Source organism: Kitasatospora sp. SUK 42, from assembly GCF_015776785.2.
Taxonomy (GTDB): Bacteria; Actinomycetota; Actinomycetes; order Streptomycetales; family Streptomycetaceae; genus Kitasatospora.
This window is the reverse complement of sequence record NZ_LFMD02000002.1, coordinates 2,179,361-2,200,300: the sequence shown is the minus strand read 5'-3', so window position 1 is coordinate 2,200,300 and position 20,940 is coordinate 2,179,361. Positions and strand designations below refer to the sequence as shown.

The following is a 20,940-nucleotide window of genomic DNA, read 5'->3' as shown; positions in this document are numbered from 1 at the left end:
GCGGGGCGATCATGGCGAGATGTCTGAACTGCTCGGGCGTGTGAACGCCTTCCGCGCCGCCTTCGCCCGCCGCCAGGCGGCCGAGACCGTCGAGCTGCCCGAGTACCCGGGGGTGTTCGCGGTCCGGGACATGGAGTTCGCCCTGTCCCACGAGCACAACCACCTGGTCGTCACCGGCCCGGGAACCGACCCGGCGGCCCTGCCCGGGCTGGCGGCGAGGTGGCTCGGGCCGCGCCGCCAGTACGCGATCGCCGCACTGGAGGAGGAGCCGGGGGAGCGGGCCACCCCGGTGCTCGCCGAGGCCGGGTACGAGCGGAGCACCGCCGTGGTCCTGGCCCGGGACACGGCCGGCTGCGAACTGCCCGAACGAGCGGCCCGTCCGGCCGAGCTCGCCGAACTGCGGGCGGTGATCCGGCGCCAGCAGTCGGAGTGGTACAAGGGCGAGGAACTCGGCCGCCAGCTCACGGACCGCCGCGCGGCCCGGCTGCGCGGTGCGGAGCGGGTGCACTTCCTGGCCGCCCGGACGCCGGACGGCGAGGTCGCGGCCTGGGTCGACCTCTACCTCGACCCGGTCGCCGGGCTGGCGCAGGTGGAGGACCTGGTCACCGCCTCCCCGCACCGCGGTGCGGGATACGGCGACACCCTGCTCGCCACCGGCCTGGCACTGGCCGCCGAGGCCGGGATCCCCCAGCTCTTCCTCCTCGCGGACGCGGCCGACTGGCCGCGCGAGTGGTACGGGCGGCGCGGCTTCACCGAGATCGGCCGCAGCCACTCCTTCCACTCCCGCTGAGGCTGGTGGTCGGACTGTACGAGGTGTGGCGCGGTGGTGCAGGCGCGGATTCGCCCCGGTGATGCGCATGCCCTCGGCGGCGTGAAGGCCCTTGGGCGTGAAGGCCCCTGACACCCCGCGCCCCTCCGGCGCGCCATCCGTCAGGGAACGGCGGGCGCGGCGGGACCGACGGGCGGTGGCGTCCGCCGGTTGCCGCGGTGTCCGGCGACGGTGTCGGCGAAGGCGCGGGCGAGCGGGCCGAGGGTCTCCCAGTCGTGGACGGCCCAGCCGACGGTGAGCGCGGGCAGGTCGGGCAGCGGGAGCAGCCGGAGGCCGGGGTGGCCGGGGCCCTGCCATTCGGGGAGCGCCGGGACGACGGCGTGGCCGAGGCCGAGCTCGGCCAGGAGGATCGCGGTGTCCCAGTCCGTGACGCTGGTGTCGAAGATCGGCCGGATGCCCGACTTGCCGAGCCAGTCGTCGAGTTGGGAGCGTGACACCGAGTTCTGCGGCAGCCCGATGAGCCGGGCGTCCTGTAGGTCGGCGGGTTCGATGCGCTCCCGGGCGGCGAGCGGGTCGCCGGCCGCGACGGCGAGTACCCAGGGCAGGTCGGCCACCGGCCGCTGGTCGATGCCGCGGACCGGGGTGCCCATGGTGATCCAGGCGAGGTCCACGTGGCCGGCGTTGAGCGCCTCCAGGCAGCTGCGGCTGGACACCCCGGTCTGGAACTCCAGGCTGACCTGCGGGAACCGCTGCCGGAAGTCCACCACGGCGGCGGACATGAAGTGCCGGATGCTGGTGGCGCCGGTGGTGATCCGTACGGATCCGCCCTCGCCGCGAGCGAGTTCGGCGATGGTGCGCAGGGCGCGGTCGATCCCGCCGAGCCCGCCGGCCACGGCGGTCTGCAGGAGGCGCCCGGCCCGGGTGGGCACCACGCCGCGCGGATGGCGTTCGATCAGGGTGAGGCCGAGTTCGCGCTCCAGCCGCTTCACGTGCTGGCTGACGGCGGACTGGCTGCACGCCAGGTCGCGGGCGACGGCGCTGAGGGAGCCGGCCCGGCAGACGGCGGCGAAGACGCGGAGGTCGTCGAGGGTCATGGACACCCAAGGTAATGCTTGGAGGTTTCTCAGCAAACCGGTGGATTGACTTGGGTGTTGGGGTGGATCGATCATCGATGGCAGGGCCCGCGAGAAGGGCGGCAACCCGCCCGCTGCCTTCGCGGCGCTCCGGACGCCGGGGCGGGGGCACGGCGGGTGCCGACCCGCATGAGTTGAGTGCGTCGGGTGCGTCGGGTGCGTCGGGTGCGCTGCGTGTGTGAGGTGCGGAGGGGAGCGGAACGCGGTGGCGCCATCGGCTGATGGACCGCCCCTCCTCCGGCGTCCCGGACGGGCGCCGGCGCCGGAAGAGGGGCGGTCCACGAGGTCAGGCGCCGGTGAGCGCCGCCGGCGCGTCGAACGTCCCCCTGAGGGAGGCCGACAGGTCGCGGGCCTCGTGCTCGGTCATCCGGGGGGTGTCGTACGGCAGGGCGTTGACCCAGCGCTGGGTCAGCCGGGCGATCCGCTCGCCGTACCGCTGCGCGGTGATCAGGTCGCCGCGCGAACCGGCGTGCTCCGGCCCCTGGTCGGCGTGGCTCTGGCTCATCAGGCCCAGCCAGGAGCCGAGCCGGTTCACGTCGTCGCGTGAGCCGCCGCTCCAGTTGTTGCCCGGCATGTCGCCGACGCCGATCCATTGCATGCCCATCTGCGCGGCGAAGACCGCCAACTGCTCCAGGACCGTCAGCTTGTCGCCGCTCTGCGACGCGGACATGGTGAACCCGCCGGCCAGCTTGTCCTTCCACGCCTGCGTGGTGAACGGCGTGAACGCCGCCTCCATGAAGGCCTTGAACACCGCCGACACGCTGCCCATCAGCGTCGGGGAACCGAGGACGATCGCATCGGAGCGCCCGAGCAGTGCCATCACCTCCGCGTCGTGCCAGCGGCCCGCGTTGACGTCCTCGGCCCGGATCTCGGCGAGGTGCACCCGGGCACCCGGCACCCGCCGCGCCCCTTCGGCGAGGTGCTCGGCCAGGACCCGGGTGTGTCCGTGCACCGAGTGGTAGACCACCGTCACCGTGGCGGTCGGCCCGTCGTGCGCGCGGTCGACGTCATTGACTGTCATGACTCTTCACTGCTCCCGTTCGTGGGAAGTTCCTGCCTGCCCACTCATCACAGCCTGCGTACGGCACGGCATCAACGCCGAACTTCGGCACCCAGCGATCGGTCACACCGATCGATCGGGCTAGCCTGGCCCCGTGGACAGGATGGAACTGGAAGCATTCGTCGCGGTCGCGGAGGAACTCCACTTCGGCCGGGCCGCCGCTCGCCTGCACCGGGGGCAGCCCACCGTCAGCGAGGCCGTCAGGCGGCTGGAGAGCACCCTGGGCGGGCGGCTGTTCCACCGCACCAGCCGACGGGTTTCACTGACCGGTCTCGGCGAAGCGCTGCTGCCCGACGCCCACGCCGCCCTGGCCCAGCTGCGCCGCTTCCAACAGCGCGGCCGCTCCCTGGCCGCCGGCGACCGGGCCGGCACCACCCTCGTCGTCGGTCACGCCGAATACACCGGCCACCAGCTGCTGTTGCGCTGCCTGCCGCAACTGCGCGAGCGGTTCCCGGACGTGACGATCGTGCCGGAGGCCATGCCGACCACGGCCCAGCTCACCGCCCTGCGGGCGGAGACGATCGGGCTGGGCATCGGCTGGGCGACCGGCGGCATCACCGGCGTACGCGCCAGGGTGCTGTCCACCGAGAGGTTCATGGCGCTCGTACCCGCCGCCCACCCGCTCGCCGGGCGCGCCGAGCTGAGCGCGTCCGAACTGTCCGCCAGCGACCTGCTCACCTGGCCCCACCAGATCAACAGCGGCCTCTGCGACCGCCTGCTGTCCGCCTTCAGCATCGGCGGGGCCGACCTGCGCATCATCAGGACCGCCGACAGCGTGCACGCCATCGCCGCTCACGTCGCCGCGGGAACGGGCATCGGCATCACCGTCGAGTCCGCGCTCGACCACCAGCCGCCCGGCCTGCGCGTCATCCCCCTCACCGGCCCTTCGACCACCGTCGACCAGGTCGTCCTCACCCCTGCCGAGCCGTCGGACACCGCCGAGGCACTGCGCGACCTGCTGCTGAACGCCTCGGGGGAGGCTCCCACCGGCGGTCGGTGAACGGTGAACACGGTGCGGTCGTGGAGCTGTCGAGTCCGCGGCCACCGTGCTGCGCTCAGCGGGTGCCGCCCGTGGCGGAGCCGCGTGCCCGGCCCTGCGCCTCGGCCGCCCGCAGGGCGGCGGCGATGTCGTGGAAGCCTCGCCGTTCGGCGTGGGCGCGGGCGGTGGTGCCGTCGGCGTCCGGGAGGAGCGGATCGGCGCCGTGGGCGAGGAGGACGTCGACGATCTCGCGGTGGGCCGGGCCGCCGTCACTGAGCAGGACCGCCTCCAGCAGGGCCGTCCAGCCGAGGTCGTTGACGTGGTCGACGTCGATGCCGGTCTCGTCGAGCACCGCGCGGACGTAGGCGACGTGCCCGCGCTCGGCGGCCGGGATCACCGAGACCCCGCCGTAGCGGTTGCGGCGGGTGAGGTCGGGGCCGCCGGGGAGCAGGGCGCGCATCATCGGGACGCTGCCCGTGATGCCGGTGACCAGCCACGGGCTGTTCAGCTGGGGGTCCTGGGCGTTGACGTCGGCGCCGGCCTCGACCAGCAGGCGGGCGGCGGCGACCCGGTCGGCGAAGGCGGCCCGCAGCAGCGGGGTCCGGCCCTCGGTGTCCCGCACCTCGACGCTCGCGCCCGCCGCGAGGGCCGCCCGGACGGCGTCGAGCCCGCCGCGCTCGGCGGCCTCCAGCAGGGACCGGTCGGCGGGGGACGGCGGGCGGGCGGTCATGACGGGGCTCCTCCACGGGGTGTGCTCGCACGGGGTGTGCTGCTCCACGGGGCGTGCTGCGTACGGGGCTACGTCATCAGCTTGAGGCCTCCCGGCGGTCGGTGGTGTCGGCGGGGTGGCCGGGAGAGTACGGCGGAACGGTGGACGGCCGGGTCAACCGATCGGATGACCCGGCCGTCCACCGTTCACCAGGAGAGTGGGTACCGGACCGGATGCCCGCCGATCCGGCCGGGCAGCAGACCGATGACCACCAGCAGCCCGGTGGCCAGGGCGAGCAGCGGGAGGAAGGGCAGCGGGTGCGGGGCCTGCAGGACCACGATGACGGCGGTGGCCGCGGCCGGGGAGTGCGAGAGGTGGGTGAGCATCATCGCGCCCAGCGCGAGCCCGGCGGCGATGGCCGCGCCCCAGGCGGTGCTGCCGGTGACGGCCCGGGTGGCGAAGCCGATCACGGCCGACAGCAGCTGGCCGCCGATCAGGTTGCGCGGCTGCGAGATCGGCAGCCCGGGAGCGCCGTGCACCAGGGCCGCGCTGGCGGCCAGCGGCGGGATCAGTAGCGGCTGGTCGAGCAGCACACCGACCCCGACCAGGAGGAGCAGGGCGCCGATGGCGAAGACGGCGGCCCGCAGCGCGTGCAGCGGGTGCGGGCGGGGTGTGGCGGCGGTCGGTGCCGTGGTGGTCGGTGCTGCGGTGGGTGGTTCGGTGGTTCCTTCGGTGACGGACGGTTCGGTGGCGGGCGGTGCGGACAGCGGCGCGGGCATGCGTGAGCGGCTCCGGATGGGGGACGGGGACCCGCAGATGATAAACAGACTGTTGAAGGAAAGGTAGGACGTTTTGCCTGCTGGACAAATCGCCGAGACAGAATCCGGGGAGCATCGCATGACGACACCGACAGTCACACCCGCAGCCACACCGGCACCGTCCGTCACCGTCTTCCGCGACGTCCGCCCCTTCGGATCGGACCGCGCCGTCGACCTGGTCGCCGTGGACGGACTGCTGGTCGAACGGGTGCCGGACGGGGTCGAGCCGGAGGTGGTCGAGGGCGCCGGCCGGATCGCGCTGCCCACCCTGGTGGACGCGCACATCCACCCGGACAAGACCGCCTGGGGCGAGCCCTGGTACAGCCGCCGCCAGGCCGACTCGCTGCCCGAGTACGTCGAGGGAGACGTCGACCTCTACCGCCACCAGGGCACCCCGCTCGCCGATCGGGCGTACCGGCTGCTGGCCCACGCCGCGACCCGCGGCACCCGTGCGGTGCGGGCCCACGTGGACGTGGCGCCCGCCTACGGGCTGTCTGGGGTGACCGGGCTCGCGGAGGTCCGGGACCGGCTGGCCGGAGTGCTGGACGTCCAGCTGGTCGCCTTCCCGCAGCACGGGGTGCGGCGCACTCCGGGCGCGGGCGAGCTGCTGGCGGAGGCGGCGGCGAGCGGGCTGATCGACGCGGTGGGAGGCATCGACCCGGCCGGGTTCGACGGCGGTGCGGACGGCGAGGGGCCCGCCCAGCTGGACCTGCTGTTCGGCCTCGCGGAGCAGCACGGACTGCGGCTCGACATCCACCTGCACGACGGGGGCGAGCGCGGCCTCGGCCCGCTGCGCGAGATCGCCGAGCGGACCAGGGCGGCCGGACTGGCCGGGCGGGTCGTGGTCAGCCACGCCTTCTGCGTACCCGAGCTGTCCGGCGCGCCACTGACCGAACTGGCCGAGCTGCTGGCCGAGTCCGGGGTCGGCCTGACCACCGTCGCGCCCTCCGCCCACCAGGTGCTGCCGTTCCGTGAGCTGCGCGCGCACGGGGTGAAGGTCGGGCTCGGCTCGGACGGCGTCCGGGACTCGTGGAGCCCGTACGGCAACGCGGACATGCTGCACCGGGCCCACCTGCTCGGCTGGACCACCGACGCCCGCACCGACGAGCAGCTGGCCGACTGCTTCGCCCTGGCGGCCGACGGCGGCGCCGAGCTGCTGGACCTTCCGCCGGTCACCCTGGCGCCCGGCTCGCCGGCGGACTTCATGCTGCTGTCCGGCGAGTGCCTGCCCCAGGTCGTGATCGACCTCCCGGCGCGCGAACTGGTGGTCCGCGCGGGCCGCGTGGTCGCCCGCGAGGGCGAGCTGACGGCCTGACGGCGGCCGCCCGCTCGTCTATCTGGCGTCGGTGCGTCCGGCGTCGGGCAAGGCGAGCGGGCCCGGCTCGTCATTCGTGCTCAGAGCTTCTCGGCCGCGCGGACCCGGTGGAGGTGCACGAGCAGGTCGTAGGCCGGGCCGATGGCGAGGGTGGGCAGCGGGTCGCGTTCGAAGGTGGTCCCGGCGTCGTAGGTCGGGCGGGGCGTCGCCAGCCAGGCGCGGGCCGCGCTCGGGGTGCGGCGCAGATCGAGGTAGTAGTCGCCGGTCCGGACCCGGTCGAGGGTGTACTCGGTCATGTCCGGTGTGGCCGGGGGAACGGTGGTCGTCCGCCAGTCGTCGGCGAAGACGTCCTCCTCGGTGAGGAAGGAGCCCTGGCCGAAGGTGACACCGATGCTGCGGTAGCCCGTGCCGAGGGCATCGCGCAGCTGGCAGCCCTGCGGCTTGGGGTACAGCTCGGGGTCGGAACTCAGGTAGCCGGCGTGGCCGTTGTGCGCCGAGAGCAGGATCCCGTCGCCGTGGAGGCGCCGCCACCAGAGGACGTTGTCGGCCATCGCGCGGTCGCGGAGCTGCTGCGCCGCGATGACGGACGAGTGGTCCTTCTCCGGGTCCATGGTCGTGAAGGCGAAGGTCTGGGCGATGTTCCGGGCGTGCTGCACGGCCCACTCGTACTCCCGGTCGCCCTCGGCCCCGGCCGCCGCGACCAGCTCCAGCGCCTGCTGGGCCAGGGCCGCATTGCGTTTCCGCTCGGGCAGCGGCAGGTTCTCCAGGTAGCCGAGGCCGTCGTCGAACGGCCTGAGCCCGGCGTACAGTTGTTCGACCTTCGGCAGGGCGGCAGGGGCGGACCCGCGGAGGTAGCCGGTCACCCGGTCGAAGAGGTGGTCGCCGAGCCCGGGCAGGCCCAGGTCGTCGCCGACGAAGTGGACCGGGCGCCGCGGATGTCGGCGGTTGTGGTCGCGCATCCAGGCGATGAGGTCGGCGAACTCCTGTCGGTGCCACGGCGATCGGGCGAGGGCGTGGTCGGCGAGCTGGCGGGCGTCGCCCCCGCCCTGGCCCTGCACATAGGCGTCGATCAGCAGACCGGCCGACCAGCTCGCCTCCAGGACGAAGGTGGTGAACCCCCGCTCCTCGACCAAGTGGCGGAACACCCGGTGCTTCAGGGCGAAGAACTCGTGCGAGCCGTGCGTGGCCTCGCCCAGCCCGACCACCCGTGCCTCGCCGATCATCGCGTCCAGCGCCCGCAGGTCGTCGCTCGGGCCGCCGGGCTCGGTGGATCGCAGAGGGTGGGCGAGGCGCGCCAACTCGTCGATGGGCGCTGGCTGTTGCGGGGTTTCGGCGGTTGTGGACGCGGATGCGGCTGTGGCTGCGGCCGGGGTCAGCACGGTGGTGGTCGCGACGGCCGCGGTGGCCGCCAGCAGTCCTCGGCGACTGATCGGCATGCCGGGTACGGTCATGGGCGCTACTCCTCGGATGGACGGATTCAACTTCCCGGTCTGCGTCGGCCGGTGAGGGAATCCTCGCGAGAGGAGGGGCCGGGGCGCGCTGGGGACGGCCGCCGATTCGGCCGGGGGGATAACCCCCGGGGACGCGTGGTGACCGGGGCGTGTGACTGTGCGGCGGCATCGGTGGAGGCCGCTTCGGTGGGTCTGGTGGGGTCAGTGACAGAGGAGACGGAAGGTGTAGCCGCGGTGCTGGAGGGTGGTCAGGACGGTGGGGAGGGCGGCGACGGTTTGGCTGCGGTCGCCTCCGCCGTCGTGCAGGAGGATGACGGAGCCGGGTCGGACGGCGGTCAGGACGCGTTGCTCGATGGTGTGGATGCCGGGGCGGGACCAGTCGGCGGGGTCGACGGTCCACAGTTTGATCGTCTTGCCCAGCGCGGCCGCTCGGGCCCGGACGGTCTTGTCGACGAAGCCGTAGGGCGGGCGGAGACAGGTGGGGGTGCGGCCGGTCCGGGCGCGGATGGCCTGGTCGGTGTTGAGGATCTGGGCGTTGAAGTCGGCGAGGGAGAGCGGCCGTAGGTCGGGGTGATCCCAGCTGTGGTTCTGGACGCTCTCTCCCTGATGGACGGCCTGGTCGGTCAGGCCGGGGTTCGCGGTGACGTTCTGGCCGATCTCGAAGAAGGTCGCGGGCACGCGGTACCGCGCCAGGACGGCGAGGATCTGGGCGGTGTACTGGGGGCTCGGGCCGTCGTCGAAGGTGAGGTAGACGACCTTGGGGTCGGCGGCCGGGGAGGTGGCGCCGGCCGAGGCCAGGGTCGCGAGGCCGAGCCCGGTGGCGAGGAGGGCGGCCACGGCACCGGCCATCGGCCGGAGCGGGCGGGCGCGACGGGAGCTGCGAGGCATGGTGGGCTCCGGGGTTGTCCTACCGGGAGCGGTCGTGGACAGCCGCGACCCCGGGCGCCGCTGGCGTCGGGTGAACGGAGGCGCGCCCCAGGTGAGTTCCTCTTCCTCACCATCCTCTGCCCGGCCGCTCGGGGTTGCACGTCGGCAATCTCGGTTAGGGTGCGGACCGGCTGCGCCTGGCCATCACAGGGCCGGCGCGAGGGGAGGGCGTCATGGGCGACGGTACGCGCGGGGCGGAAGTGAACGGCGGTGAGGGCATCGAGTGGCTGGCGGACACCGGCGGAGCGGTCGGCGGTGTGGTGTTCGCCCGGGGCATTCCACCCGAGGAGCTCGCCCGGCGGATGGGGGCCGATCCGGCGGCCGTGACCGGGCCGATCAGCGGAACGGAGATCTGGGACCTGGACATCGAGGTCTACCGCCCCAGTGGCGACGGCGACGGCGTGATCCGGGTCGGGGAGGCGGCCGGTTGGTCCTTCGCGATCGAGTACGGCGACTCGACCGGCGGTGAGCTGCTCACCGAGATAGCGCGCGACGGCGTGGAGGTGGTCCACTTCCGGCCGATGCCCGAGCAGCAGCCGGCCCTGCTGGACTACGCCCGGGACGGTGCCGTGCTGTGCGGCTTCGGCCTCGGCGAGGAACGCTGGCGCTGGGGGCAGGAACCCGACCTGCTGGTGCCGGAGCTGGTCGCCGCGTTCGCGCTGGCGGCCGACGGCGTCACCCCCGTGCGCCCCGGGGGCGAGTCGTGCGCGGCCGTCCGCCGGCGCACCCTCGGTGCCGTCGGGCGGCGGTTCGGGCTGGACCTGCCCCGGGCGGTGCTGGGCGAGCTGCGGCTCCCGGCCTACGTGGTGCGCGGCACGCCGGACATGGAGCTGAGGTGAGCCGGGGCGAAGGGTGGTGACGGTCATGGCGGGGCTCCTTCCCGGGCCCCACCGGCGGGGCCCTGATGACCGTCATCCTCTCCGGAACCGGGCGCCCCGTACCTGTGCCGATCGGGAGGTTCCGGGGGAGGGATTCCCCGGTAAAGGGTGCCGATCGGCAGCTGTGCATCACCCGGGAGCGACGGTTACGGTCACCGTGAAGCTCCGCTGATTCGGCGGGCAGACCACGGCCTCGCCGCAGCTCGTGCGGTGCGCGGTGAGGCGGGCGGTGCCGGGTGCCTCGGCCCGGTAGGTGGCGGTGACCAGGCCGCAGCCTCCGCCCGGGCGACAGGAGGGCGCGGGCGAGCTCGTGCCCCCGGTGGCGACCAGGGTCTGCGGGCCGTCGCCGACCGGCGGGGACCAGTAGGTGCTGTGCAGTTCCACCCGCAGCACGGTGCCGGGGGTGACCCGCACGGTCGTGCCGTCGGCGTGCTCGTCCAGGACCAGGGCGGACGGGCCCGTCGTACCGGACGAGGCGGCGGGCTGCGGCGTGGAGGAGATCGCGGAGGATTCCGCGGGAGAGGGGACGGAGGACGAAACGGACGACGAAGCGGGAGCGGAACAGGAGGCCGCCGCCACGCAGAGCAGCGCGACGGCCGTACCGAGTGATCGAGTGGACAACAGCCCTCCTACCGGAGGTCGAAAGCCGAGGGCGGGGAGCAGGAAGCCTACGGCCAAGGAGCGGAACGACACGGAACGCCACCGCCGGGGCGGACCGTAACGGCCCGTCCCGGCGGCGCTAGGGGCGATCTTGGCGGTGGGTCAGGAGACCGTCACGTCGTCGTAGTAGGTGTACGTCGGGTCCCCGGGGTAGTTGTCGTCCACGTTGGTCAGGGTCAGCGTGTAGCTGTGCCCCGGCGTCACGGTGCCGGAGGCGGACTGCCAACCGAGGCCGTTGGTGCAGGTCTTGGCGAGCACCGTGGAGGTGGTGTTGGCGGTGTTGTCCTTCAGCGTGGCGGTCGCCCAGTCATAGGTCACGGTGTCAGGGCAGGTCACGTCGTACCAGAAGGAGACCTTGCTGCTGCCGGTCGGCGCGGTGAAGGTCTGGCTCGCGGAGGAGGTGGTGCTGGGGTTGGTGGAGCCGAGCATGGCGCCGTAGCTGCCGGTGTGCTTGGCCGCGGTGGTGGCGGTGGCGTTGCCGACGGTGGTCCAGCCGTTGGTGGTGCCGGTCTCGAAGCCGCCGTTGGTGATGCCGCCGCTGCCGCCCGGTCCGCTCACCGTCCAGCCGAAGGTGGTGGAGCCGGAGGCCCCGGTGCCGTCCGTCGCCGTCACTGTGACGCTGGAGCTGCCGGCGGTGGTCGGGGTGCCGCTGATCAGACCGGAGGTGGAGATGGACAGGCCGGCGGGCAGACCGCTCGCGGAGTAGCTCAGGGTCTGGCCGGAGGCGCTGTCGGTGGCCGACATCTGCAGGCTGACGGCCGTACCGGTGGTGCCGCTCTGGGCGCCGGGGTTGGTGACGGTCACGGTGTTGCCCGTCGTGCCGCCGACGATCGGGTGCGACATCTCACAGCCGCCCGCGCCGCCGTTGAAGTCGTTGGCCCAGGTCGACTGCATGGCGAAGCTGCCGGTGGTGAAGCCGACGTTCGCGGAAGCGCCCTGGCCGGTGCTGATCCAGGCGCACTTGTCGCCGTTCTCGGCACCGGAGCTGTCGGTCCAGCCGCCGGCCGGGTTCTGGTCGGTGATGGTCTCCGCGTACTCGTGGCCCTCGACGATGGTCACGCCGTCGAGGGTGCCGGCCGAGCCCGCGTTGACGTAGCCCTGGCCGCAGCTGGAGCCCGCGTCGGTGACGTACGGAAGGTTGGTGAAGGAGAGCTGGCCGTACGGGGAGGAGACCGCGCCGCCGGTGAGCGTCGAGTCGCCGGTGTAGTCGTGCCAGGCACAGAAGTTGCCGGTGGCGGTGTTGAAGCCGTCCGGCGTGGTGCCGCTGGGTGACACGACGACGTACTGGTTGTTGCGGTTGGCCGCGGCGGTGGTGTTGCCGAAGTGGCCGGACGCCTTGACCGCCTCGGCGCCGATCTGGTTGCCGTTGGCGGAGGCCGGGGCGGCGGAGGAGGTGTCCACCCAGACGCCCGCGAGCGCGCCGCCGGTCGGGTAGCCGACGTGGGCCGCGTTGCTCGGGCAGCTCTGGGAGCCCGAGGCGATGCCCTCGCAGTACTGGGTCATGACACCGGACCAGAGCTCGTTGCCCGTGCCGATGCCCTTGAACAGCTGCTGCAGGCGCGGCGCCATGCCCTGGGAGTCGCCGCTGAGCGTGGTGTTGCCGTTGGAGTCGGTGCCGGAGCCGCCCCACTGGGAGCCCCAGAACACCAGGTAGACGTGCTCCGGACCAGTGGTCACGCCGATGCTCGGACTGCCCGCGCCGCCACCGTAGTTGAGGTCGGCGGTCGAGGTGGCGGCGTGCGAGGACTCGTGCCCTCGCTGGGGGACGGCGCCGTGCCGGTAGGGGTGGTCGGCGCGCACCGAGGGGGTGGCGGCGCCGTCGGGCTGCGCCTGGGCGGGCGCCGCGCTGAAGCCGGCCATGGCGAGGGCGAGCGCGGCGATGCCGGTGAACGCCGCTCGCCTGGCCTGACGGGGGGTGGGGGGTCGACCCATGTGAGGGTTGCCTCTCTCATGCCGGCCACCCGGGCACCGGTCGGTGGCGGGTGGTCGTGATGGACAGGGAGAGGCCGGAGGCGGTCCGGATGCCTTGGTGACCCGCCGCACGCGGATCAGCGGGGGGAAAGGCCCGCCTCGGCCGCCGAGAAGCAAAGCAGTCAGCGGAATGGAGGGTCAACGGGCCTGACGGTAAAGGGAATTACGGTGAATGCCGCGTAATGGAAAAGGTGCCATGCCGAGGGCCGGTCGGCGGCTTCGTTCAATTCGGCTGAACTGTATGAGAGGTGCTGTGAACAGTATGAACTCCGCCACCATCAAACATATTTGACGGTATGAGGGCGGTAAGAATCAAGAATGCGGAGACCCGGCGGTGGACGGGAAGGGTACTGCTTTGGGTGCGTACGGACCTGGATTGTGGTCCATGGGCTACTTCAGGTACGACGTCCGGGTGCCCGGCCCGGGTGCCCGGCGGCAGGGCGGTAGGGCTGTCATCCCGTGGCCGGGTTGAACCCTCACCCGGTCGGCCGGTGGCAGCCCGTGCGGCGCGCGCCCCCCGTCCGGGGCTTCCAGCGGGCGTCGGCGCGCCGGGGCCCCTAGGGTCTGTGGTGCGCCGACGGTGCCGAGCGCCGGGCGTACGCCGCCCTGCCGCCCTGCTGCGCGCCGGGGTGCCCGGCCCAGCCTGAGGGCCGCCCGAGCAGTTCGAGGGGCGCCCGGCCAAACCGAGAGGTGGACCGCTCCATGCACACCGTCGTCCGCGGCACCGGCGCGCTCGGCCTGGCCGTCCTGCTGCTGGCCCCCGTCTCCGGCTGCCAGAGCGACAGCCCCTCCGCCGCCGAGCCCGTGCCGGCCTCGCCGGCCACCGGGGCGGGCGCCAGTGCCACCGGCCTCGCCGCCCAGGAACTGGCCTGGCACGCCTGCCCGGCCCCGAGCACCTCCCAGGGCGACGGCACGGCGCCCGCCAGCGACTGGCAGTGCTCCACCCTCAAGGCCCCGCTGGACCACGACAAGCCGGACGGCCCGACCATCGACATCGCGCTGATCCGCAGCCCGGCCAAGGACGAACAGCACCGGCTCGGCTCGCTGATCTTCAACTTCGGCGGCCCCGGGGCCTCCGGCGTCGCCACCCTGCCCGCCCTGGCCTCGACGTACGCCTCCCTCAACACCCGCTACGACCTGGTGAGTTTCGACCCGCGCGGGGTCGGCGCCAGCGCCGGGGTGAAGTGCCTGGACGACCAGGGGATGGACGCCAGCGCGACCGTCGACAACACGCCCGACACCCCGGCCGAGGTGAAGGCCCTGGACGAGAGCAACGCGCAGTTCACCGCCGCCTGCGAGCGCAACTCCGGCGCGGTGCTGCCGTACGTGGACACCGAGAGCGCCGCGCGGGACCTCGACCTGATGCGGCAGGTGCTGGGCGACGAGAAACTGTCCTACTTCGGCATCAGCTACGGCACCCAGCTCGGCGGCGTCTACGCGCACCTGTTCCCCAAGGAGGTCGGTCGGGTCGTCCTGGACTCCGTGGTCGACCCGACGAAGGACCCGGAGCAGCTCGCGCTCGGCCAGGCCCAGGGCTTCCAACTCGCCTTCGAGGACTTCATGAAGGCCTGCGCCGCCCAGCTCGGGGCGTCCTGCCCGACCGGCGCGGGCGGAGCCGAGGGAACGGCGAAGGTCACCGGGCTGCTGGAGAACCTGGAGCAGTCCCCGCTGCCCACCGCGAGCGGCCGGCAGCTGACCGAGGGCCTGGCCGTCACCGGCATCGCCGGAGCCCTGTACAGCAGGGAGACCTGGCCCGCGCTGGCCGTCGGGCTCACCGAGGCGATGCAGCAGGGCGCCGGCGACACGCTGCTCAAACTGGCCGACGCGCTGCTCGGGCGGGACGCGCAGGGGCACTACAACAACCTGAACGCGGCCAACCGGGCGATCACCTGTGTGGACGCGCGGCAGCGCTACTCGGACCAGGACGTGGAGCAGAAGCTGGCCCAGTTCCGGGCCGCCTCCCCGGTGTTCGGGGCGTTCGCGGCCTGGGGCCTGACCGGCTGCACCGGCTGGCCGGTGGCGGGCAAGACCGACCACCCGGAGGTCTCCGCCGAAGGCGCCGCCCCGATCCTGGTGGTCGGCACCACCGGCGACCCGGCCACCCCGGTGGAGGGCGCCCACGCGATGGCGCAGCAGCTCGGCCCGGGCGTGGGCGTCACCGTCACCCTGACCGGCGAGGGCCACGGTGGCTACAACACCGGCAACCCGTGCCTCAAGCAGACCGTGGACGCCTACCTGCTGGACGGCACGGTGCCGGCGGACGGCACGACCTGTAGCTGAGCGCCGCCGGGCGGGCGGGAATTGGCTCAGCGCAGTGGGTGTTGATTGGCCCTGGAGGGCGGTCCACCCGCCGCCTAGAATCGTCGGCGTGACCACGAAAACCACCAAAGTCGACTTCTACTTCGACCCCATCTGCCCCTTCGCCTGGATCACCTCCCGGTGGATCCTGGAGGTCGAGCAGCAGCGCGAACTCGACCTCAACTTCCGGGTGATGAGCCTGTCCGTCCTCAACGAGGGCCGCGACCTGCCCGAGCGCTACCAGGCCCTCATGACCACCGGCTGGGGCCCGGTCCGGGTGTGCATCGCCGCCGCCGAGAAGCACGGCGCGCACGTCCTGCGCGACCTGTACACCGAGCTCGGCACCCGCCTGCACAACCAGGACCGGCCCGTCGACGACACCCTCATCCGCGAGGCCCTGGTCGCGGCCGGCCTGCCGGAGGAGCTGGCCGAGGCGGCCGGCAGCACCGAGTACGACGTCGCGCTGCGCAAGAGCCACCACGAGGGCATGGACCCGGTCGGCGACGAGGTCGGCACCCCGACCATCCACGTGGACGGGGTCGCCTTCTTCGGCCCCGTGCTGACCGCGATCCCGCGCGGGGAGGAGGCCCTGCGGGTGTTCGACGGCGTGCGGCTGCTCGCCGGGTACCCGAAGTTCTTCGAGCTCAAGCGCACCCGGACCGGCGAGCTCGACTTCTCCTGAGAACCGACGACCGACAGCCGGCGACCAACGGCCGGCGCCTGGCGCCTGAGGGTCGGCGCCAGGCGCCCGGCAACTGAAGGCTGACAGCCGGCGGCGTGTCCCGGCCCGAGGGCCGGGGCCGTCAGTTCCAGTGCCCGCTCACGGCCGAGGCGGCGCTGTCGAGGTGGAGGTCGACGAAGTGGAGCAGGCCCGGTGGCGACGCACAGCCGCTCGGCCACCGCCTTCCGGTCGGCATCCCCGGCCCGCGGCTCCAGCCCGGCCTGCTGGTCGTGCTGGTCGTGCTGTTCCTGCGAGGCCGTTCGTACGGCCGGCTGTTCCGCGTCGGTCATGGCGCGACTCCAGAGCACGGCCGGTTCGGCCGTCCGGGCCCGGGCAAGTGCTGCCCCGGCGATGGTCGTTGTCGAGGCCGGGGTGGATCAGGCCGGGTTCACCTTGAGGCTGGCCAGCCCGGCGGCGGCCACCTTCGCCATCGACCGCAGCTCCTGCTCCAGCACCTCCCGCCCCTTCGGCGTCAGCCGCACGGGCCGCTGGCGCGGCTGCGCCCCGGCGTCGTCCGCGGGCTCGATCAGCTGCTTGGCCTCCAGGCGGCTCAGTGCCCCGTAGAGGCTGCCGGGGCCGAGCCTGGTGCCGACCAGCCGTTCGATCGCGGTGTTGACCGCGTAGCCGTGCAGCGGTCCGTCGGCCAGTGCGCAGAGCACCAGGGTCTGGGCGTCGTACGCCTGCATGGGGTCACTCCCTCGATTCACGCCGTGCCCGGTTCACGATACTCCGCGGCAAGTACTACGTGACCGGTACTACGTGACAAGTACTACGCGGCATGTACTATTTCACTCATGGTCGACAAGGGGAGTGCGGCGGCCCTCGGATGGGGTTGGCTGCCGGTGGCTTCGGCGCTGGTCGTGGTCGGGTTGCCGGCCGGGCGGATGCCGATCGGGGTGATGGACGCGCTGGGCCGGGCCCTGCCGGCGGAACGGCTGCTGGTCGAGCACGTGGCGCCGGGGGTGCCCTGGCCGCCGGACGTGCCGGCGCGGAGCGGACGGAGCGCACGGGGCGGTGCAACGCGATGAGCAGGGCGCAGGTCCGGGCGCTGTGGGCCGCGTTCGCGCTGGCGGTGGGGTTCACCGCCTTCGCGTACGTGACCACCCAGGTTCGGCCGCTACGGGCCGCGAGCCCCTGGCGGGCCGATCCGTACGACGCGGTGGTGTCGTTCACGCTCTTCCTGGTGCCCGCGCTGGCCGGGCTGTCGGCCGTACGGGCGTGGCTGTGCCGGGGCGGTGGGCCGCAGCCGGGGTACCGGGTGGACCAGTTGCTGCGCGCGGCCCGACTGGGCGTCGCGATGGTCGCGGTCACGGCCGCCACCGACGTGACGGCGGCGGTGCTGCGGGCGGAGCGCGAGCTGTGGGACGGCCGGACGGCCTGGCTGATCGCCGCACTGCTGCCGCTCGGCGCGGGCGTGCTGTGGTGCCTGGCCCTGCTGCGGCGGGCCGTCCGCGAGCTGCCGCCCGAGGAGCGGCGGCGGCCGGGCGGCGACTGGCTGGACGACCTCGTTCTGCTCGCCGCGCCGCTGGCCGACCTCGGGGCCGTCGCCCGACTGCTGCGCCGCCACCTGGTGGCCGCCGCGGCCGCGCTGAGCCTGCTGGCCGGGGCACTGGTGGTCACCGGGCAGGCGGTCGGCGAGGGCTGGCCCGGCGGGCTGCTCGCGCTGGCCGAGCTCACCGTCTTCGGCAGCGGATTCTTCGCCTTCTGCCTGCTGTGTGACGCCCTGCTGCGGATCGCCGCGCCACCGCGCCCGCCCGGCGCGGCCCGGGCCGCCGCCTTCGCGGCCGCGCTCGCCGTGCCGGTGAGCGGTGGCCTGCGGGAGGCGGTGTGGTCGCTGGCCGGACTGCCGGGGGAGGTGGACACCCCGGCCAGGCTGCTGGCGCTGATGGCCGGGTGCGCGGTGCTCGCGGGCACGGCGACCCTGGGCGCGGTACGGGCGCTGCGGGCGCGGCGGACGGCGTAAGGGCGGCCCGGTGAGCGCTCGGCCCCAGCCGCCCGCCCCCGGTCCCGCCCCAGCCGCCCGCCCCGGTCCCGCCGCTCGGCCTCCCGTCCGGGCCCGGACGGGCCGACCATGGAGGGGAAGCCCCGAGAGGCGGTGAGCGTGGATGATCGTACGAGCGCGCCTGCACGCTGCCCGGCACCCCGCGACCCCGCCCGGCCCCCGCCCGGGCCCCGGTCCCGGCGCCGGCGGCCCGGGCCAGCGCCCGGGCCCGGGCGGCACCCCGCCCAGGCCGCCCGCCCCCGGCTGGCGCCGCTGGCTGCTGCCCGGCGCCGTCCTCGTGACCCTGATGCTCCTCGTCCTGTTCTCCAACCCCGGCAAGACCGGTGCCCGCTACGGCTACACCGACTTCCTCAACCGGGTCGACGCCGGCCAGGTGCAGACCGTGGACGTCACCGACACCGGCGGCGTGAGCGGCGTGCTCAAGGACGGCACCCGCTTCACCAGCCAGATCCCCACCGCCCTGGACACCTCCCAGCTCAGCCACGCGCTCTCCGACCAGCACGTGAACGTCACCGCCACCCGCTCCAGCGGCGGCGGCTCGATCTGGTCCACCCTGCTGCTGTTCCTGCCGCTGCTGATCTTCGGCGGGCTGTTCCTCTGGTCCGGCCGGATGGCCGCCCGTTCGCTGGGCGGCGGGCTGAGCGCGATCGGCCGCTCCCGGGCCAAGATCATCGAGGCTGAGCGGCCGAGCACCGGCTTCGCCGACGTGGCGGGGTACGAGGGGGTGAAGCAGGAGGTCAGCGAGGTGGTCGACTTCCTGCGCAGCCCGGAGCGGTACGCCGCCGCCGGGGCCAAGGGGCCGCGTGGGGTGATCATGGTCGGGCCGCCCGGCACCGGCAAGACGCTGCTCGCCCGGGCGGTCGCGGGGGAGGCCTCGGTGCCGTTCCTCTCCGTGACCGGCTCCGGTTTCGTCGAGATGTTCGTCGGCGTCGGCGCCTCCCGGGTCCGCGACCTGTTCGAGGAGGCCCGCAAGCGTGCGCCGTCGATCATCTTCATCGACGAGATCGACGCCGTCGGCGGCCGTCGCGCGGGCGGCTCCCGGATCGGAGGCAACGACGAGCGCGAGCAGACCCTCAACCAGCTGCTCTCCGAGATGGACGGCTTCGACCAGAGCACCGGCATCGTCGTGATCGCCGCCACCAACCGGCCGGACGCGCTCGACCCGGCCCTGCTGCGCCCCGGCCGCTTCGACCGGCAGGTCACCGTCCCGCTGCCCAACCAGGCGGAGCGGGCCGCCATCCTCGCCGTGCACACCCGCGGCAAGACCCTCGGTCCGGACACCGACCTCGACCGGATCGCCCGCGGCACCCCCGGCTTCTCCGGTGCCGACCTCGCCAACCTGGTCAACGAGGCCGCCATCAACGCCGTGCGCGCCGATCGCGCCACCATCACCGCCGCCGACCTCGACGACGCCCGCGACCGGGTGCTGCTCGGGCGGCGGGAGTCCTCCAACGCGCTGCTGCCCGAGGAGCGGCACGCGGTGGCCGTGCACGAGTCCGGGCACGCGCTGATGGCCGCGCTGTGCGAGCACGCCGACCCGGTCGCCAAGGTGACCATCCTCCCGGCCGGGGTCGCCCTCGGCGCCACCGAGCAACTGCCCGAGGCGGAGCGGCACCTGTACAGCGAGGGCTACCTGACCGACCTGCTCACCGTCCAGCTCGGCGGACGGGCGGCGGAGCTGGTGGTCTTCGGCGAGGGCTCCACCGGCGCCGCCAACGACCTCGCCAACGCCACCTCGGTCGCCACCCGGATGGTCCGCGAGTTCGGCCTCTCCCCGGAGCTCGGCCCGGTCGGCTACTCCTCCGGCTCCTCGCAGTACCTCGGCGACCACCCCGAGGACCTGCTGCGCCGCCCGTACTCCGAGCAGACCCAGCGCGCCGTGGACGAGGCGGTGGCCGGACTGCTGCGCGGCGCCGAGCGGAGGGCCGTCGAGCTGCTGCGCGAACACCGGCACCACCTGGACGAGTTGGCGGCGCTGTTGGTCGCCCAGGAGACGGTGGACGGCAAGGTGGTGCTCCGGATCCTGAAGCAACCGGCACCGGAGCCCCACCCTGAGCTCCGACCTGAGCCCCGCCCCGAGCTCCGACCCGAGCCCTGACCCGAGCCCTGACCGTCGTACCCCGGGCCGCGGGCAGGCGCTCGAACGGGGTCAGGCACTATGGGCCTGTAGCACTGCGAATGGCCCGAGCACTACGGAGTCGACCATGACCGAACGCCTGCCCGCCGACGTCCAGCGGGAGATCGCCCTCGCCCTCGGGGTGGCCCCCGTGTCCGACCCCGCGAAGGAGGTCGAGCGCCGGGTGGCCTTCCTGGCCGACCAGGTACGGGCCTCGGGTGCCCGCAGCCTGGTGCTGGGCATCAGCGGTGGCGTCGACTCCACCACCACCGGGCGGCTCTGCCAGCTCGCCGTCGAGCTGCTGCGCGCCGAGGGCCACCAGGTGTCCTTCACCGCGATGCGGCTGCCCTACGGCGTCCAGGCGGACGAGGCGGACGCCCAGCGCGCGCTCGACTTCATCCGGGCCGACGAGGTGCTGACCGTCGACATCAAGCCCGCGACCGACGCCGCCCTGGAAGCCCTCCTCGCCGCCGGGCTCACCTTCAGCGACCACGCCCACGAGGACTTCGTGCGCGGCAACGTCAAGGCCCGCCAGCGGATGGTGGTCCAGTACGCGGCGGCGGGCGCCCACGGCGGGCTGGTCGTCGGCACTGACCACGCCGCAGAGGCGGCCGTCGGCTTCTTCACCAAGTTCGGCGACGGCGCGGCCGACGTGATGCCGCTCTCCGGCCTGACGAAGCGCCAGGTGCGCGCCGTCGCCGCCGCCCTGGGCGCGCCCGCCGACCTGGTCGGGAAGGTCCCCACCGCGGACCTGGAGAATCTCGCCCCCGGCCGCCCCGACGAGGAGGCCCTCGGCGTCCGGTACGACGCCCTGGACGACTTCCTGGAGGGCCTGCCGGTCAGCGAGGACGTCTTCCACACCGTCCTCGGCCACTACCGCCGCACCGAGCACAAGCGCAGCCTGCCCGTCACCCCGTCGCAGGAGCGGACCCAGCGGTGACGGACCGCTACGCCCGGGCCGCCGGGGCCGTCCTCGGGTAGGCCGTGGGCGACGCCCTCGGCGCCCCGTAGGGGTTCGGCCCCGCCGGTGCCCGCTACGGCCTGGCGGCGATCCCCCGGCGCTGGAGCGAACCGCTGCACGTGCCGCTGCCGGGGTTCGGGGAGCGGATGCTGCGGGTGCCCGAACTGCTGGA

The 20,940-nt window shown here is 73.7% G+C and carries 19 protein-coding genes; 10 read left to right on the top strand and 9 right to left on the bottom strand.

Translation table 11 applies throughout. The features are described from left to right. Positions 1–19: 19 nt before the first annotated feature. Complete coding sequence (locus tag RZ50_RS09570) at positions 20–790, top strand: GNAT family N-acetyltransferase (protein ID WP_196949207.1); 771 nt, start codon at positions 20–22, stop codon at positions 788–790. A 140-nt stretch (positions 791–930) separates the two neighbouring features. On the opposite strand, the gene RZ50_RS09565 is transcribed toward RZ50_RS09570, so the two are convergent. Both RZ50_RS09565 and RZ50_RS09560 read right to left on the bottom strand, forming a co-directional pair. Further along, positions 931–1,863, bottom strand: a complete 933-nt coding sequence (locus tag RZ50_RS09565; RefSeq protein ID WP_196949208.1) for a LysR family transcriptional regulator — start codon at positions 1,861–1,863, stop codon at positions 931–933. A 325-nt stretch (positions 1,864–2,188) separates the two neighbouring features. Beyond that, positions 2,189–2,923, bottom strand: coding sequence for a flavodoxin family protein (locus RZ50_RS09560; RefSeq protein ID WP_196949209.1), 735 nt, complete (start codon positions 2,921–2,923; stop codon positions 2,189–2,191). 142 nt (positions 2,924–3,065) lie between these two features. Here RZ50_RS09560 and RZ50_RS09550 point away from each other — a divergent pair, with 142 nt between their 5' ends. Beyond that, entirely contained in the window at positions 3,066–3,962 is an 897-nt protein-coding gene (locus tag RZ50_RS09550) for a LysR family transcriptional regulator (protein ID WP_305853032.1), read from the top strand. A 55-nt stretch (positions 3,963–4,017) separates the two neighbouring features. Here RZ50_RS09550 and RZ50_RS09545 read toward each other — a convergent pair whose 3' ends face one another. Together RZ50_RS09545 and RZ50_RS09540 are read right to left on the bottom strand one after the other, a co-directional pair. Further along, complete coding sequence (locus tag RZ50_RS09545; protein WP_196949210.1) at positions 4,018–4,671, bottom strand: ankyrin repeat domain-containing protein; 654 nt, start codon at positions 4,669–4,671, stop codon at positions 4,018–4,020. 185 nt (positions 4,672–4,856) lie between these two features. After that, positions 4,857–5,429, bottom strand: coding sequence for an HPP family protein (locus RZ50_RS09540; RefSeq protein ID WP_196949211.1), 573 nt, complete (start codon positions 5,427–5,429; stop codon positions 4,857–4,859). A gap of 118 nt (positions 5,430–5,547) precedes the next feature. Between RZ50_RS09540 and RZ50_RS09535 the strand changes: the two genes are divergently transcribed. Further along, positions 5,548–6,783, top strand: coding sequence for an amidohydrolase (locus tag RZ50_RS09535; protein WP_196949212.1), 1,236 nt, complete (start codon positions 5,548–5,550; stop codon positions 6,781–6,783). An 80-nt stretch (positions 6,784–6,863) separates the two neighbouring features. Here the strand turns inward: RZ50_RS09535 and RZ50_RS09530 are convergent, their stop codons facing one another. Beyond that, on the bottom strand, positions 6,864–8,234 hold the full coding sequence (locus RZ50_RS09530; RefSeq protein WP_196949213.1) for an erythromycin esterase family protein: 1,371 nt from the start codon (positions 8,232–8,234) through the stop codon (positions 6,864–6,866). Between the two features lie 201 nt (positions 8,235–8,435). Then, positions 8,436–9,122, bottom strand: coding sequence for a polysaccharide deacetylase family protein (locus tag RZ50_RS09525; protein ID WP_196949214.1), 687 nt, complete (start codon positions 9,120–9,122; stop codon positions 8,436–8,438). A gap of 212 nt (positions 9,123–9,334) precedes the next feature. Here RZ50_RS09525 and RZ50_RS09520 point away from each other — a divergent pair, with 212 nt between their 5' ends. Further along, positions 9,335–10,000 (top strand): DUF6461 domain-containing protein, encoded by a 666-nt coding sequence (locus tag RZ50_RS09520; protein ID WP_196949215.1) that lies wholly within the window; start codon positions 9,335–9,337, stop codon positions 9,998–10,000. Between the two features lie 168 nt (positions 10,001–10,168). Here the strand turns inward: RZ50_RS09520 and RZ50_RS09515 are convergent, their stop codons facing one another. Together RZ50_RS09515 and RZ50_RS28995 are read right to left on the bottom strand one after the other, a co-directional pair. Beyond that, positions 10,169–10,660, bottom strand: coding sequence for a hypothetical protein (locus tag RZ50_RS09515; protein WP_196949216.1), 492 nt, complete (start codon positions 10,658–10,660; stop codon positions 10,169–10,171). 141 nt (positions 10,661–10,801) lie between these two features. Then, complete coding sequence (locus RZ50_RS28995; RefSeq protein ID WP_254802048.1) at positions 10,802–12,631, bottom strand: Ig domain-containing protein; 1,830 nt, start codon at positions 12,629–12,631, stop codon at positions 10,802–10,804. A 741-nt stretch (positions 12,632–13,372) separates the two neighbouring features. On the opposite strand from RZ50_RS28995, the gene RZ50_RS09505 reads away from it, so the two are divergent. Then, on the top strand, positions 13,373–14,950 hold the full coding sequence (locus tag RZ50_RS09505) for an alpha/beta hydrolase (protein ID WP_196949217.1): 1,578 nt from the start codon (positions 13,373–13,375) through the stop codon (positions 14,948–14,950). Positions 14,951–15,038: 88 nt separating this feature from the next. After that, positions 15,039–15,650 carry a DsbA family protein gene (locus tag RZ50_RS09500; protein ID WP_196949218.1) on the top strand — a complete coding sequence of 204 codons (612 nt, stop codon included), beginning with the start codon at positions 15,039–15,041 and terminating at the stop codon, positions 15,648–15,650. A 416-nt stretch (positions 15,651–16,066) separates the two neighbouring features. On the opposite strand, the gene RZ50_RS09495 is transcribed toward RZ50_RS09500, so the two are convergent. Further along, positions 16,067–16,375: a PadR family transcriptional regulator gene (locus RZ50_RS09495; protein ID WP_196949219.1), complete on the bottom strand. Its 309-nt coding sequence runs from the start codon at positions 16,373–16,375 to the stop codon at positions 16,067–16,069. A 108-nt stretch (positions 16,376–16,483) separates the two neighbouring features. Between RZ50_RS09495 and RZ50_RS09490 the strand changes: the two genes are divergently transcribed. The 4 genes from RZ50_RS09490 (at position 16,484) to nadE (ending at position 20,747) form a co-directional block, all read left to right on the top strand. After that, a complete protein-coding gene (locus tag RZ50_RS09490) occupies positions 16,484–16,717 on the top strand; it encodes a hypothetical protein (RefSeq protein WP_196949220.1) in 234 nt (77 codons plus the stop codon). Continuing rightward, positions 16,714–17,652 (top strand): hypothetical protein, encoded by a 939-nt coding sequence (locus RZ50_RS09485; RefSeq protein ID WP_196949221.1) that lies wholly within the window; start codon positions 16,714–16,716, stop codon positions 17,650–17,652. The genes RZ50_RS09490 and RZ50_RS09485 overlap by 4 nt, the downstream gene beginning before the upstream one ends. 142 nt (positions 17,653–17,794) lie before the next feature. Continuing rightward, complete coding sequence (gene ftsH / locus RZ50_RS09480; RefSeq protein ID WP_196949222.1) at positions 17,795–19,789, top strand: ATP-dependent zinc metalloprotease FtsH; 1,995 nt, start codon at positions 17,795–17,797, stop codon at positions 19,787–19,789. Between the two features lie 106 nt (positions 19,790–19,895). Further along, positions 19,896–20,747: an ammonia-dependent NAD(+) synthetase gene (nadE, locus tag RZ50_RS09475; RefSeq protein ID WP_196949223.1), complete on the top strand. Its 852-nt coding sequence runs from the start codon at positions 19,896–19,898 to the stop codon at positions 20,745–20,747. The last annotated feature ends 193 nt before the right edge of the window (positions 20,748–20,940 follow it).